The sequence below is a fragment of the Ruegeria pomeroyi DSS-3 genome, assembly GCF_000011965.2.
GTDB classification, from domain to species: Bacteria; Pseudomonadota; Alphaproteobacteria; order Rhodobacterales; family Rhodobacteraceae; genus Ruegeria_B; species Ruegeria_B pomeroyi.
The window spans coordinates 1,283,137-1,296,965 of record NC_003911.12 but is presented as its reverse complement, the minus strand read 5'-3'; the positions used below and the strand labels follow the sequence as shown (position 1 = coordinate 1,296,965).

Genomic DNA, 13,829 nt, shown 5'->3' with positions numbered 1-13,829 from the left:
AACCTCAGTTGTAGCTTTCTTAGCTGGCTTCTTTGGACAATGGAATTTGGCGCATCCGCATGCCGTCTGATCGAATGTCTGGATTGGGAATGCTGCGCAGCGGCAATAGCTCTTATGTCAAAGGCAAGTAAGGGCCGACTTTGTTCTTTGTCGTCAGCAAGGAGCGCGCACAAGGAATCCCTGAAAACGAATAGCTACCTCCTGCGCGTTTAGTATGCTGGAAACGATACAGAAAAGGAACATACCTTGGCCAAACCTACCAAAGTCTCGATGTCCAATCTCAACTCGATGTCCCTCGCTGAGCTCAAGTCTCTCGAAAAGAAGGTGGCCAGGGCCATCGCGAAATTCGAGGAGCTTGAGAAGAAGCAGGCTTTGGTCGCACTGAAGGCCCAGGCGAAAAAGCTGGGGTTTTCGCTGAGCGAGTTGACCGGGGCGGTCGCCAAGCCTGCGAAACAGCAGAAGCCACGCAAGAAGGTACCGCCGAAATACGCCAACCCGGCGGACAAATCGCAAACCTGGACGGGACGCGGACGCCGCCCGGTGTGGGTGGTGGAAGCCCTCGAAGCCGGTAGGACCCTGGACGATCTGGAAATCAAGAGTGGCACTCCTGCCGCCTAAAGCGACTGCCGCCGCGCTCCGTTACACGCCCCTAATCGATACCGCCGATCCATCCGCACGTTTCCATGGGCGGTCGAACAAATGCGTTGGCAAATTGCGCTCGGTTGACGGGCCGGTGTCGTCGTAAATGGATTGCGTCAAGAACGCCCGATCCGCAGCGCAAGGCTTTTGATGCATGAGCTCCAGAAACCTCGCTTCCTTCGTCCTGCTGTTGAACACCCAGAGCACCAACAAATTGGTGTTTAGCCCATAGTGGCGTTTGTAGCGCTGCTTTTCGATGATTTGCCGGTACTGCTCGATTGAGCGTTTCCAGCTCTTGCGTTTCGCAGGCGAGGTTTTCGGTTCCGTGCCGCGATCTACCTCCAGCGCGAAGGCACGGTAGCGGCCCCCGTAGTCCAGCGCGAATAGCTGGTCTGGGATCAGGTGGGCACGTCCGATCGGAATGGCGAGATCAACATCCTTGATCGCCAGGATTTCATGGGCCGGGATGAAGCGGACGCCTGCGCGAAGGGCGGCGATGTCGATTGCGCTGGTGACGCAGGACGTCATGTAGCTGTGCCACCAGTGTCCGGTCGGGCGAACGGTCGGCTCATCGATGCCGAGATCGAAGAGATGGTCTTCCGCTTTCTGGGTGAGATCGTAGATGTATGGGTTGAATTCGGCGCGTTCGGTAGCCCGTTGCTGATGCGGCAGCGATAAATATCCGCCTGCCCGAAGCTTTTGCATCTGCCGCAGCGTCGTGTCCTTGCAGCGATGCGTGTCGCGGGTGAGCTCGTAAAGATAGTGCGAGCCCTGCGGCCCGTGGCGCTCGATATGCTTGAGCCAGCGAACCTCGCGAGTGTTGGGTCGCACATCTTCCTTCGGGGCGATGTGGCGGAAAGTCGCGCGTCCAAGGCGGTCTGTTGCAGGCTGTACCATGACTGCGAAGGTACAGGTTCAAATACCCTGTCGCGAGCAAGCTACCGCCCGGGCAGACATTTTTCGCAGCGCGCGAACCTGTGTGCTTAGGCGCGTGTTCAGCGGCGAAAACCGATGCGCAGCCATGTGTCGACAGAGCCGAAAAGACCGAGTTGCACTGATACCACAGACAAGCGATTCATGCGTATGCAACGGCTGGGCCACATCGTATTCGCGGGCTGGAAACGTCCGAACCTGGGTTCTCGGGCTCAGAGTTTGTCAACTGGATTTGCGGGGTCATCCGGATCGAGCGGCGCCGTTTTCAGGCCACTTTTGTCGTTCGGTTTGCCAAAGCTCGGTCCCATGGCCTTTCTGAGCTCATCCCAGCCGATGTCACCTTGGTCCCCGTCGTCCTCGTTCTGCGAGGATTGCTCGGGTTTCCGATTTTGAGGATCGGTGCCTCCCAGGGTGCCGTAGGAAGGGTTGTACTCCGTCTCATCTCCAACGTCGTCTTCCTGCGCATTGGACATTGGCTCCGCGCCCGGTCCATAGCCGTCGCCATCATCACCGGGGGCATCCTGATCCCGGGATTTGGTTCCGCTTACCGGTTCGGCATAGGCGGCGCGGCTGGCATCGCGGATCGCACCAAGTTCCTCCGAAGAGCGCTTCTTCATCTTTTCGAGCACGAAGAACGGGAAGCTGATCGGCACGGCGCGTTCGGTCAAGCCGCGCACATAGGTGGCAAACGTGCCCTTGGGTTGGCGCTGGATCGTATCCGGGTCGCAGGACATCTGCCCGGCCAAGGCGCGAGCATCGCGCGCCGAAACGCCCCCGGCCAGCTTGATCGAGGTATTGGCCTCGAAGGCCTCCTGCAGGCCTTGGGTGAGTTGGCCGAGATATTGGTGTGCCATCACCATGCCGACCTTGTACTTGCGGGCCTGGCTCAGGATGATGCCGATATTCTGGTCGAAGTAATCCTGGGCCTCGTCGACATAGACCATCACCGGCAGGCGGTCATAGTCGGGCAACGTGGCCCGCTCCTGCGCGGCCTGGGCTATGAGGGCAATGAAGAACCGCCCGAATATTTCGGTGCCTTGTTCCTTGAGGAGGCTTTTCGAGGTGTTGACCAGGATGAGCTTGCCCGCGTTCATCTCGGTGAACATGTCGAACTTCGAGACCGGGTGGGAGAACATCCGCTCAAACGTCTGGTTTTCGAGGACGCCGTAGAGGCGGCGCAGAACCTGGGTTTTGGTGTTGGCAAACTCCTTGCTGTCGAACTCGGTCTCGAAGAACCGCCGCGGCGTGCCTTCTAGCTTTTCGATATGCTTGCGGTATGTGTCGGTGCCGTCCGGTTCCAGCAACTCGCGCAGGGTATGGATGGTGGCGTCCGGGATATGGAACATCAGCCGGGTGACATAGCGGAAGACGACGCTCTGCTTTGCGGTCATCCCGGCAGACAAGAGCGAGCCCAGCACGAAATCGTAGAGCTCGATGATTGAGTTGGTCAGTCGCTCGCGTTCGAGGGGATCGTAATTCTCCAACCGGTCCTGACCGACCGAGAACAGGTTCAGACTAACCGGAAACTGGATGTCTTCAGGGTCGATCAGCACGATCCGGTCCGGTGGCAGGGTTTTCGCCATCAGGATCGTGCTCAGAAGATCGCCCTGGCTGTCGATGACAACAACCGATTTGTCGCCCCGGCTAACCGCTTCCAGGTCCTTGGCAATGAAGTATTGCAGTGTCTGGGTCTTGCCGTGGCCGGACCCGGCGACGATGTGGGTGTGCTCGAAGCGCCGGTCCTCGGGGATGGTAAAGGGGGTCTTGAGGCTGAAGAGCTCCTTCAGGTAGGTGCCGCGCAGATAGGTGTCGACGATGTCATCGCCCTTGTAGTCGACCGGGAAAACCGGATTGGTCCGATGGGTGGCGGTCAGGTTGGCGTCGAGCCGTTGGCGGAGCGCCTTGAAGTGCATGTAGTCGTTGTCCCGGAAGAACGGTGCGATGACGTTCTGCACGGCCTGTCCGAGCGGATGGGTGAACTGCGTAACCTCGACGAGCACATCGCCCTCGATCGGCGGAACGGCGTTCGCGATCGGCGCCAGCGCGGCCGAGACGATCTCCAGCGCCGTCATGACCATCACTCGATCCGACCGGGCCTGGCCAGCCCTCGCCAGCATGTCGCGATAGCGCGCGCCCTCGACGGTGTTGCAGAGCGCCGGAGGTGGCGGCACGTCCGGCATCAGGCCTTCCTGTTCGAAGATCGCACGACCGACATCGAGAAGCTGGATGCGAAGCGAGGCAGGAAGATCGACCGGCCAGTGCTGCCCGAGCGCGGCGTCGATCTCTGCATCCGAAAGCTGCACAGTGCCTGCGAGCGCGTGATTGTACAGCGTTTCTGTTTCCTGGCGGGCGATCCGTTCGAGCCGCGCGGGGCTTTCTGTGTAGAGGCGATAGCCGACGTAAGCGACGATGCCCGCAATCGCAATCGGCGTCACGAACACCGTGATCATCAAGAGCGTGCCGACAATTGCGAAGACGAGAAACAGCCCGCCGAACTCTTCGACCGGTCCGCGCACCATCAGAATTCAACCACGGTGCGCGTGCCGGTCTCGGCGTTATCATCAAGCCAGACCTTCATCTGGCCAAGTACATCGAGCAAGTTTTCCTCGTAGATCTTGGCCTGGCTTGGCGTCGCACAAAGAAATCGGTCGGTTCTTTCATCCATCAAGTGGCCGACGCGGAGCTCGAACTTGTCGTCTCTCGCATCGTTCTTTGCATTGGCTGGCCTTCGATCAAGGAGCTTGGTCTTCAAGAGGCCTCTCTGTCGGATGATTTGCTTTTCTTCATGGGTAAAGGCAACCGACAGATGAACTTCGTAATAGGTCGTCTTCAACAGAAGACCTTTACGAACTGTATGATGAGAGATCGCAGCCCGCATGGCCGATCAGACTCGATAGCCTGTTGCATCCCCGTAGCTTGTCGGAGGGGTGCGTTTCTCTATTTGAAATAGCTTTAAAGTCACGGGTTCGAATGTGCCTTTTTTCTTCTGCGATGAAGCCGGATGTTCAGCTATGTTTCCCCATACCGGATACCCATAGAGGTTGGGGGTCAGCTTGGGGGTCGCGTATGGGTTGCATTAACTCAGATCTTTCAAGTTCGTGAGGTGCCGTTTGATCATTTTGGCGCTGGCAAATCCTTGCCCCTCGTAATCATATTTTTTTCCATCAAAAGCGAACTGACGCCCGCGAAATTCTAGGAGCGTGCCTTGCTCGTTGAGAATAGAAAAACCGTTTTCGTCCGTTCGAAGCGGGATCATCGGTTTTTCTGCCGAGGTTTCATTAGAAGGCCTCAAAGTGTACGACGCGCCTGCTTCTGAAGAGGCGGCATCCGCAAAACTAGCACCGGGCTGGCTTTCGTCGGCATCGGTTTGAGACGCGAAAGTTGGCACATCGATCTTTCTGCCAGTTAACCCCTGGCGCGATACTTCCAACTGATCACGCGCAATCTTGAGCATTTGCTGGGTGTATTCAGCGGTATCTACGGATGCGCGCCACGCTTGCACCGCACCGACGAACAAGAGCCCAGCCAGAGCTACTATCAGTCCCGGCAATATCGCTGAAACCAATGCATCCGGCCGCGCATATCTGCTTACAGCGTTTCCCATCGAGACTGCAAGAATGATACCACCAATGACCGTCGCCCAACCAACGAGTTCCATAAACGAAAAAATACCTCGTGCGGTTTCGTAGTTTCGCATTTCCCCCTCCAATAGCTTTTACGGGCAGCTTGCAGGTAAGGGTTGTGGCCTGTCAACTTTTCAGAGCGCTGTGTGACGACCCGCTCAATCATCGGTAGGAAACCAAGAAAGCCGCAACATATCGTTGCGGCTGGTGCGCTAGAGCTGAGCCATCTAGCCCATAGCCCGTCCAAGTGCAGTTGGACCGCCGCGCATGACGGCGTCTGCCAGGGAAAGAGCTTCGAAAAGAACGGTATTGCGCGGTTCGTTGTCGAAGAACCTCCGCCGTTTGGGCAGCCATGCCTCGATCTCGGGGTAGCGTTCTGCCAGAGCTTCGGCTTCCTCGTATTTGTTGGCAAAATCGTGCTCCCGCTTTACGGACACATCGAGCACATAGTTGTGTTCGGCGGTGCGGGCGATGGCCCCGATGATCTCCTTGGTCTTCTCGCCCTTCTTGGCCGCTGCCTCGGGCTTCTCGGTGACGACCACTTCAGGCTTCAGGCGGTTGATCCATTTCTGGGTCTGCTCGGCTGCTGCGCTCGGCGATTCCGCCGCCTTGCTGGACGTCCGCCAATCCATGAGACTGCCACCGACCAGATAGACATATCCAACCCGCCCGGATGCTGCCGCCACCGACAGCATCCTAAGGCCCGCCATGTTCGGTTTCTTCAGCTGCTAAACGATCCCGCAAGCGTTCGATCGATGCCGACCGGTTGAACGTCCCCACGAAATTCCGGACATCCTTGGGCAGCGTCCCAACCCGTTTTTGAAGATCTTGTCGTGCATCCGCCATGATCATCGAGAACAGGCTCTCGAACGACCGGCCATAGATCAGAGACAATGTCACGATCTCCGTCAGGGTCGGCAGCTTGCCACCATGCTCCAGCTCGGAAACCCGTGATTGATGCGACGCCATTAAATGAGCGATATCGCTCTGCACAAACCCCGCCTTGCGCCGCGCCAGGCTGAGGTCGAGTGCGAATTCTGTTGTCATATGAATTACTTGGTTACTGATAGAGCCTCAGTCTAGGAAAGATGCGCGCCCCCAACTAGGAGGCGCAGTATCCCCATTTTCTATATTTCACCACCTTCATAGACAACAAAACCACCAGAGCGGTATAGCCGTGCTCAACGCCGGAAAGGTGAAACCTTTCCGGTGATCGCCATACCGCTCTGGTGGTGCGTCTAGGGTGGTTTTCTATGCTGTTCATGTCGGAACCCAGGATATCGAATTCTCCATACTGAATGCTAGACGGTGAGCGATCCAGGCTAAGGATATCTGACCGTTATTGGTGATGACGGGGAACCAAGATAAATCTTTCAGATCGATTAATCGTTAAGATTGGCACTGTCTAACAAAACTAGCCAATCCAAACCCGATGCTGTCTGACGAACTTCCACCTGGTTGGAACAGCAAATCGTACTTTACTATAAAAGGTGTGTTCACTTCGGAAAACCGAACAGCACGACGGCAAAGGTATTTTTCCAAGTAATCGGCGTCACAGACGCCGCTTTCGACGCACAGTGTCGCATTTTCGTAGTAGCGGAGGATGTCTAGCCATTTGGGGGCAATGGGATGCGCGTTTTCCCAGTTCTCGCCTAGGAAATACGTGGAAAAAATGTCGTCCACTTCTTCGGGTTCTAGGCTTGCCGCAAACCTGTCTCTTTGTCCTCCAACTTTTGCAGAAACGATTGGATTGAGAAAGAACTCAACATCCTCGACGCTTTCTGCAATATCGTGGTCATACATGTTCACGACGGACATCGCTGCTTCTTGTGCAGTTCGTAGGCTTGCAGCATCAACCTCCCAAAAGTACTTAACAACACCCCAAATCACCGCTAAAGCGCCAATCGTCTTTAGGGCGAGCTCAAAGTCTTTGCGCCAGTCAACAGTCAATTTTCAGCTCCAAAACTTCGGAGGGACCACCACTTCGTTCGCCTCCAGAGACATGCGGGATTTTAGAAACAATACAGCTCGCACGGCTTTTCGTGTAAACACGCACTCCTCTCATTCTGCCAGTTGAGTTTTTCGAAAGCAAAACTGGGTCATAGTTCTTGAAGGGAATTTCAGGGCATAAGCTCGGCGCCACAATAACCAAAGGCGTGGAAACGCGATCTATTTGTTGTCTGTGGGTCAGAAGGCAGTTCAACTCTGCCCGTGTGGCCTTCAATTCAACGGCAGCAACCTGAGATGAAAAAACAAACTGGGAAACCAAAAAGGCGAACGTTACTGTTACTGCACTCATCCAATACTTCATCCTCTCTACTCCGAAACTTTTCTCAATTGGGTGCTTGGCGAATAGAGTAATTCACTGCCACCATCCCAAACAAAAAACGGGGCGGCAGTGTCCTCGGATTCCGCCTGCGAACTTTCTACGAAATCTGCCAATGACGTTGGCCTTCCATTCTCTTGAAACCAGAAACCAACCGAAACGCCATAACCTTCAAGCGCCGGGGGTGATTCTTCGTTCAGGATTTCTGAATACACCGCAATACAATAGTTCCTGTGGCCAGGCTCCCAGCATTCGATCGAGGGCATATCCATTATTCCTGCAATTAGCCCGGAATTCGTACGAGCGGTTTCTAGAACCCTCGCACTCTTAACGGAATATGTGTCGAGGCTAGGTTTCTCACATTGCCAATGCCAAGGCCCAACATTTCTTGGGTGCCCGAGTTGCTCATAGTTTGATGCAATACCGATAAAGGCTAGAGCGGCATTCTCACATGACGATTTCACATGATTGGCAACAACAGATTTGGGGACCCGTATCCCTAGGATTTCCATTTCTACTTCAAGAGTCCTTTCCACTGTATTGAAAAGATACATTGTTTCAGGTGAAGTAGCCAAAATCCGTCGCAAAATAGGTAGCTCGTTATCGCTTAGCCTGCTGATCAACTGAGCGTTCTCGTTGACGGCGGCAGAATACGAGGATGTTATCAACTCTGAAAGGACTTCCGGCGGCAAGGCTTCATCCAGCTCATCCAGTTCAAATTCGATACTAGGAGCGTGCACACCTAGTTCGGCAGTGGCGTGCAAGCTCCGTCGCTTCTGAGTGACTAAGTTTCCACCCATGGTCGTCCAGTGTTTCATTCGCCCACCTAGAAACACAACCGCGCACGCTGATAGGCATCGGGCGCGTTCGGGAACAACGGTTCCTAACCCCAGCCCCTTTATTGCGTCATACATCTGCACCGCCTCAGAAAAGCTGCCGCCCGAACTATTGAGGCAGATACTCAAACCTGACTGATTTAGTAGTGTTAGCTCGCCGTCTTCCCAGAAAAACTCGAACCCATATTCCGTCTTCATCTCTGAGTAGCGGCTAGGGTTAGAAAAACCCGCGCCGTTAAAGAACGACGCATCGAAGGGGTTATCGTCAGCAAGGCTTTTGAAAAATGCCATCATTCGATCGGTTTCACCGAGCTCAATTTCGCCGTTGAATTCAATAGTGCAGCCGACTTTGCCGTTGTTGCTCAAAGAGAACTTTCCGGATTGGCTGTTTGACATAGGAGACGCGGAATTGTGCGTTTCCGAGTTTGAGATATCCTCAGAACACCCTTGCGTCGTAACCAACGCCATAAAAAAGGAAAACAATGCAATCGAACGAAACAAGTTGAAGCTCCTATTGCGATAAACGTTCTTCTAACTTTTCTTTACCACAAAAAGTTGTACGCCCAAAGAACTTAACCGCCGGGACTGTCCAGTAGAGAAGCCGCCCCGTAGGGCGGCTGGATCAGTATTCACCAGCAAGCATGATAGTGAGCACGCGATGGGTCACGGCTTCGTTCGCGGGGTTCTCGGACCCTTGCGTCAGCGTCGGGTCGTAGCAATCGACCTTCCAGAACACCCGCTCGCCGTCGACTTCAACCGCACCGAAGTCGTGCTCACCCCAGGGATCGTTGTCCTCGGAAAACTGGTCAAAGGTCCGGACCGTCTGGACGGCTTTCAGCACGAACTCCGCGCCGATTGCCTGCACCCCGCTTGTCACCATGACCGAGCCGTTGCCCAGCCCTTCGCGCCGGAACCGGTCGTTGAGCTCGCGGATTGCCTGGCGCGGCGCAGCCCCGTCGAGACGTTTCCAGACCATCGTCGTCTCGCCCTCGCAGGCGTGGCAATGCGCGTCGTCGAAGACGTTCTCCAACTCCCAGAGCCCGGAGTCCGGGTTCCAGCAGGCCCAGGCATCCAGCGCCACCCGTTCCGAGCCACAGCTCTTGCAGACCGGTACAGCGCCGATATCGCCGACATCATCATCTTGCAGAATTCCCATGATCACCTCCTTTTCGGGTGCGCAGGTCGGGATGACCCGCGCCACCCGGAGAGAGGCGATCCGGGAAAGAACAATCTGGTGTCATGATAGTCCGGCACGGATTTCCAGCTAGGAGCCGGGGCATCGGGGGAAGCGATATCCGGATGAGAGCTGGTTGGTGAACTAGGGTCGCATGACTTCGCATCGGACAATGAGCGGATGCATTTCCATCCGGATCACGTCACCACGCTCGGCCAGGCGCACTACCGCTATGGCGATTTTCCCTTTGGCATCCGCCTCGCCGATCGGCTCATGCACCTGTACATCATCGGCCAGACCGGCACCGGTAAATCCACCCTACTTGCCAATCTGGCGCGGCAGGACGCCAAGAACGGCATCGGCTTCTGCCTTGTCGATCCCCACGGCGACTTGGCCGCAGGGCTAGTAGAAATGCTCGATACCCCGGGCATCTACTGGAACGTCGCTGATCCCGTCAGCCCCTACGGATACAATCCGCTGACCCGCGTCGGCACTGATCACCGGCCTCTTGTGGCGTCAGGTTTCATCGAGAGCCTGAAGAAGCAGTGGAAGGATGCCTGGGGCGCCCGCATGGAGCACCTGCTGCGCTATGCTGTCCTGGCGCTCTTGGAACAGCCCTCGGCCGATATCCGCGATATCGTCCGGCTTTTCGTCGAGAAGGATTTCCGCCGCTCGGTGGTGGCGCGCGTCACCGATCCGCAGGTCTTTGCTTTCTGGACCAAGGAATACCCCAATATGAACTACCAGACCGCCGTCGATGGCGTCGCTCCGATTGCCAACAAGCTCGGGGCATTCCTGGCCAATCCGACCCTGCGCCGGGCGATTTGCGAGCCGGAGGAACCGCTGCGTTTTCGCCGGATCATGGATGACGGGCAGTGCCTGATCGTCAACCTTGCCAAAGGGCGCCTTGGAAGCGACAACGCCAATGTCATGGGTGGCTTGATCGTCAGCAGCGTCCTCAACGCCGCCTTTACCCGGCACACCGTTCCGGAGCATGAGCGTCGCCCCTTCTTCCTGTACATCGACGAGTTCCATTCTTTCACCACATCGGTCTTTGCCGGGATGCTGGCCGAAGCCCGGAAGTATGGGCTCGGCCTTGTCCTGGCGCATCAGCATATCGTGCAAACCGATCGAGAGGTTTTCGAGGCAGTCATCGGCAACGCCGGGAGCTTGGTTGTGTTTCGTGTTGGCGCGCAGGACGCCCCGACATTCCACCGGCAACTTGGAACCGTGGAAATCCCTGACTTAGTCAATCTCCCAAATTATCGCGCCTTCATTCAACTGATGGTGCGCGGTGAGCGGGTCGGCACTTTCTCGGCCACGATGGATCCGCCACTGCAATAATCGGATGCAGCGATATCCATGCGCCTAGGACCGTGGCGGCACAGGCGTAGAATGGGTTCCGGACATCGTTCCTTTCCCAAACATCAATGGAGACAAGCCATGACGCTCATGCTGCACGCGGGCGCAAGCCCGCTCGACTATGACGGCCTTCGCCAGTTGGAAACCCCGGAGGCAACATCAACCCATGTGCCGATCCCACACCACCGCCTGGTGGACGTGGTCCGGCTCACCCTCGGCTTCTACGGCCACACCGTGGAAGAAGAACACCACGGGGTGACACCCGACGGGATGCGGTATTTCGGGGTTCTGTCGCTTCGGAGTACCTACGGCGACTACACCGACACGGTGGGCCTGCGGAACAGCCACGACAAGACCTTTCCGATCGGCATCTCGTTCGGTTCACGGGTTTTCGTATGCGACAACCTAGCCTTCATCGCCGATCATGTCGTGCGTCGCAAACACACGGCGCAAGCCAAACGTGATCTTCCGGGCCTTGTCGGCGATCTGATCGAACCACTGGCGGATCAGCGTGAAGCTCAACATCGGGTGATCTCGCGCTACCGCGCGGCGAACCTGTCGCAGTCGCTGGTCGATCACGCAGTTCTGGAGCTCTACCGCGCCGAGGTCATCACTGTGACGCGCATCGCAGCTGTTATGGAACGCTGGGAGAACCCGCCTCACGATTGGGGCGTGAAGACAGCTTGGCGGCTCTTCAACTGTGTGACGCACGCGTTGGAGGGCAGGATTGCCGAACAACCGGCGCTCACGAGCCGGTTGCACGATGTGATCGATGCGACGTGCCTCAATGGCAATGCTACAGTCAGCGCTGAACTGGCGGCGCAATAATGCGCACTCTATGCGGCCCATCCCTGGGCCGCATTTTCGATGGCGATACGGTATTGGTTGACAGGTTTTGCCACCGTCTATGCCTGCGTTCCATGGCTCGTAGAATGGGAACATGAACAAGGACGAACATCTTCAACGACATCTCAACCTCTGCAAGGCAGTCTATGAGCACCTCAAGAAAACCGGCCAATGGCCATGGCCGGATTCGCAATTTCCTGAGGATTTGGTAGAGTCGGATGATAACAAAGAAAACCCATGAAGCCCTGTTTCGGATACATCCGGGTTTCAACGGAGCGGCAAGGTGACGGTGCCTCTCTCGAAGCCCAGAAAGACGCAATCACGGGCTTTGCGAGTCAGAACAACCTAGAGATCGTCCGGTGGTTCGAAGAGCGGGAAACGGCCTCGAAAACCGGTCGTCCGATTTTCGGCGAGATGATGAATGCCTTGGTGTCGGGAGCTGCCGAAGGGCTAATTCTTCATAAGGTAGACAGGACCGCCCGCAACTTCTCGGATTGGTCCCGACTGCACGAAGTGGCCAAGTTGGGCATAGATGTGTACTTCGCCGCAGACAGTCTGGATTTTGGCACGCGCGGCGGGCAATTGCTGGCCGACATTCAGATGGCCCTTGCTGCCGACTACAGCCGCAACCTCAGCCAGGAAGTGAAAAAAGGCATCTACGGGCGTATCAAGAACGGCGTCTATCCGTTCCGCGCACCACTCGGATACCTCGATACCGGCGGTGGCAATGTCAAAGCCATCGATCCGATCAAGGCACCCTTGGTGAGCCAGGTCTTTGAACTTTATTGCAGCGGCGACTATTCGATCACCAGTCTAACCGAGGAAATGCAGCGGCGCGGTCTCAAAGGCGTCGGCGAGCGACCGGTGGTCAGGCGCAACATCGAAAGCATCCTCCGTAATCCCTTTTATTGTGGCAAGATGCTCGTTCGCGGCAAACTTTACGACGGAGCGCATGAGCCGCTGATTTCAACGGCCCAGTATCGACGCGTCGCCGCAATCAAAGCACAGCGTTTCGTCAAGAAATCGACCAAGCACGAGCTGTTGTTCCGAGGTCTGTTCACCTGTGGTGCCTGCGGTCAAGTCTTGACCGGTGAGCGCCAGAAAGCCCATGTCTATTACCGCTGCCATACTCCGAGATGTGGACGCGGTGCTATCCGAGAAGACCGCCTGGAAGAAACCTTGCGAGAGAAACTGGCCAGACTGGAAATCTCTCCAGAGGATCAAGTCACACTCGAATCCGACATCCGCGCGTGGCTTAACAAGGATGGTGTCAAAGACATCGAAAAGTCGTTGCGGCTTAGAATATCGGATGCAACTGCCCGTCTGGATAGACTGACTGACTTGCTGGTCGATGGGGCAATCGACAAACCCGCCTACGAACTGCGCAAGCAGAACGTGGAATTCGAGAAACAGCAGCTGCGCGAAGAACTCGACGCATTGGAGCGCAGCCGCGCAGAGGAGAAGGATCTGAAAGCGCTGCTTGCATTGGCTGCCGATCTTTCATCCTTGTACGACGCGGCGCCGCCACCCAAGAAGCGCGAATTGATCAGAAATTGCCTCGTCGCGCCTTGTGTCATGGATGGGCAATTGGTCTCGCATCCTGCTGATTGGCTGGTCTCGCTGCGAAAAAGCCCCAAGACCGATGAGAAAAGCCACAGCGCACCACAGGCAATTCTGGAGGGTGTTCGCGTCATGCATGCTGTAGTGGATGTTATGCCCTGACCCTCTTTCGACGGGATAATCCAGCACATAACCAAACAAGAATTCGAACTTTGTAATACGGCTCAGCGGAGCCGTTTTCTCTTGGTTTCGACGAAATTCGACAGCAAGCCGAAAACACCAAGTTCGAACCGCAAAACACGGCTCAACAGAGCCGTATAATCGCGATTTTGAGACTGCCCGTCCCATAAGGCGGGCTTACCCGAACAACTCTTCGAACAATATGCAGCATCTGGAATGGAGGGTATCTTGATTTGCCGCAGAATGTGTTTCCAATTCACAGCGTAACAAACATGTTAGGCAACATCATGCGCACCAGCAACTACCAGCTCACCTCCAAAGGTTTCCAGCTGCAATATTTGCAATTCCCT

The 13,829-nt window shown here is 56.0% G+C and carries 15 protein-coding genes; 5 read left to right on the top strand and 10 right to left on the bottom strand.

The features are described 5' to 3' along the window. The first annotated feature begins 270 nt into the window (after positions 1–270). Entirely contained in the window at positions 271–618 is a 348-nt protein-coding gene (locus tag SPO_RS06265) for an H-NS family nucleoid-associated regulatory protein (RefSeq protein ID WP_011046975.1), read from the top strand. Between the two features lie 21 nt (positions 619–639). Here SPO_RS06265 and SPO_RS06260 read toward each other — a convergent pair whose 3' ends face one another. From SPO_RS06260 to SPO_RS22810, 10 genes are all read right to left on the bottom strand, one after another. After that, positions 640–1,536: a replication-relaxation family protein gene (locus tag SPO_RS06260; RefSeq protein ID WP_011046974.1), complete on the bottom strand. Its 897-nt coding sequence runs from the start codon at positions 1,534–1,536 to the stop codon at positions 640–642. A 248-nt stretch (positions 1,537–1,784) separates the two neighbouring features. Further along, a complete protein-coding gene (locus SPO_RS22145; protein WP_011046973.1) occupies positions 1,785–4,091 on the bottom strand; it encodes a type IV secretory system conjugative DNA transfer family protein in 2,307 nt (768 codons plus the stop codon). Next, positions 4,091–4,405 carry a hypothetical protein gene (locus tag SPO_RS06250; RefSeq protein ID WP_230981781.1) on the bottom strand — a complete coding sequence of 105 codons (315 nt, stop codon included), beginning with the start codon at positions 4,403–4,405 and terminating at the stop codon, positions 4,091–4,093. The genes SPO_RS22145 and SPO_RS06250 overlap by 1 nt, the downstream gene beginning before the upstream one ends. Positions 4,406–4,648: 243 nt before the next feature. Beyond that, positions 4,649–5,269, bottom strand: coding sequence for a hypothetical protein (locus tag SPO_RS06245; RefSeq protein WP_144083969.1), 621 nt, complete (start codon positions 5,267–5,269; stop codon positions 4,649–4,651). Between the two features lie 153 nt (positions 5,270–5,422). Next, complete coding sequence (locus SPO_RS06240) at positions 5,423–5,890, bottom strand: hypothetical protein (protein ID WP_230981780.1); 468 nt, start codon at positions 5,888–5,890, stop codon at positions 5,423–5,425. Position 5,891: 1 nt separating this feature from the next. Then, on the bottom strand, positions 5,892–6,242 hold the full coding sequence (locus SPO_RS06235; RefSeq protein WP_011046970.1) for a helix-turn-helix domain-containing protein: 351 nt from the start codon (positions 6,240–6,242) through the stop codon (positions 5,892–5,894). A gap of 342 nt (positions 6,243–6,584) precedes the next feature. Next, a complete protein-coding gene (locus SPO_RS06230; RefSeq protein ID WP_044028021.1) occupies positions 6,585–7,145 on the bottom strand; it encodes a hypothetical protein in 561 nt (186 codons plus the stop codon). Continuing rightward, entirely contained in the window at positions 7,135–7,506 is a 372-nt protein-coding gene (locus SPO_RS22820; RefSeq protein WP_144083968.1) for a hypothetical protein, read from the bottom strand. Before SPO_RS22820 ends, SPO_RS06230 begins: the two co-directional genes overlap by 11 nt. 5 nt (positions 7,507–7,511) lie before the next feature. Beyond that, on the bottom strand, positions 7,512–8,858 hold the full coding sequence (locus SPO_RS22815; RefSeq protein ID WP_011046969.1) for a lipoprotein: 1,347 nt from the start codon (positions 8,856–8,858) through the stop codon (positions 7,512–7,514). Between the two features lie 121 nt (positions 8,859–8,979). Continuing rightward, on the bottom strand, positions 8,980–9,513 hold the full coding sequence (locus SPO_RS22810; RefSeq protein WP_230981779.1) for a DUF3768 domain-containing protein: 534 nt from the start codon (positions 9,511–9,513) through the stop codon (positions 8,980–8,982). Between the two features lie 198 nt (positions 9,514–9,711). On the opposite strand from SPO_RS22810, the gene SPO_RS06220 reads away from it, so the two are divergent. The 4 genes from SPO_RS06220 (at position 9,712) to SPO_RS06210 (ending at position 13,461) form a co-directional block, all read left to right on the top strand. After that, the gene (locus SPO_RS06220; protein WP_011046967.1) at positions 9,712–10,875 is read left to right on the top strand and encodes a type IV secretory system conjugative DNA transfer family protein; all 1,164 of its coding nucleotides are present in this window, start codon (positions 9,712–9,714) and stop codon (positions 10,873–10,875) included. A 99-nt stretch (positions 10,876–10,974) separates the two neighbouring features. Then, the gene (locus SPO_RS06215) at positions 10,975–11,721 is read left to right on the top strand and encodes a DUF932 domain-containing protein (RefSeq protein WP_202807076.1); all 747 of its coding nucleotides are present in this window, start codon (positions 10,975–10,977) and stop codon (positions 11,719–11,721) included. A 112-nt stretch (positions 11,722–11,833) separates the two neighbouring features. Next, positions 11,834–11,980 carry a hypothetical protein gene (locus SPO_RS23075; RefSeq protein WP_158454163.1) on the top strand — a complete coding sequence of 49 codons (147 nt, stop codon included), beginning with the start codon at positions 11,834–11,836 and terminating at the stop codon, positions 11,978–11,980. Continuing rightward, positions 11,977–13,461 (top strand): recombinase family protein, encoded by a 1,485-nt coding sequence (locus tag SPO_RS06210; protein WP_011046965.1) that lies wholly within the window; start codon positions 11,977–11,979, stop codon positions 13,459–13,461. Before SPO_RS23075 ends, SPO_RS06210 begins: the two co-directional genes overlap by 4 nt. The last annotated feature ends 368 nt before the right edge of the window (positions 13,462–13,829 follow it).

Bases quoted from the DNA above. Each gene is read 5' to 3' on its own strand.
- SPO_RS06210 (WP_011046965.1), top strand. From the start codon at position 11,977: ATGAAGCCCTGTTTCGGATACATCCGGGTTTCAACGGAGCGGCAAGGT.
- SPO_RS06235 (WP_011046970.1), bottom strand. From the start codon at position 6,242: ATGACAACAGAATTCGCACTCGACCTCAGCCTGGCGCGGCGCAAGGCG.
- SPO_RS06245 (WP_144083969.1), bottom strand. From the start codon at position 5,269: ATGCGAAACTACGAAACCGCACGAGGTATTTTTTCGTTTATGGAACTC.
- SPO_RS22820 (WP_144083968.1), bottom strand. From the start codon at position 7,506: ATGAAGTATTGGATGAGTGCAGTAACAGTAACGTTCGCCTTTTTGGTT.
- SPO_RS06215 (WP_202807076.1), top strand. From the start codon at position 10,975: ATGACGCTCATGCTGCACGCGGGCGCAAGCCCGCTCGACTATGACGGC.
- SPO_RS06260 (WP_011046974.1), bottom strand. From the start codon at position 1,536: ATGGTACAGCCTGCAACAGACCGCCTTGGACGCGCGACTTTCCGCCAC.
- SPO_RS22810 (WP_230981779.1), bottom strand. From the start codon at position 9,513: ATGGGAATTCTGCAAGATGATGATGTCGGCGATATCGGCGCTGTACCG.
- SPO_RS22145 (WP_011046973.1), bottom strand. From the start codon at position 4,091: ATGGTGCGCGGACCGGTCGAAGAGTTCGGCGGGCTGTTTCTCGTCTTC.
- SPO_RS23075 (WP_158454163.1), top strand. From the start codon at position 11,834: ATGAACAAGGACGAACATCTTCAACGACATCTCAACCTCTGCAAGGCA.
- SPO_RS06220 (WP_011046967.1), top strand. From the start codon at position 9,712: ATGCATTTCCATCCGGATCACGTCACCACGCTCGGCCAGGCGCACTAC.
- SPO_RS06240 (WP_230981780.1), bottom strand. From the start codon at position 5,890: ATGCTGTCGGTGGCGGCAGCATCCGGGCGGGTTGGATATGTCTATCTG.
- SPO_RS06265 (WP_011046975.1), top strand. From the start codon at position 271: ATGTCCAATCTCAACTCGATGTCCCTCGCTGAGCTCAAGTCTCTCGAA.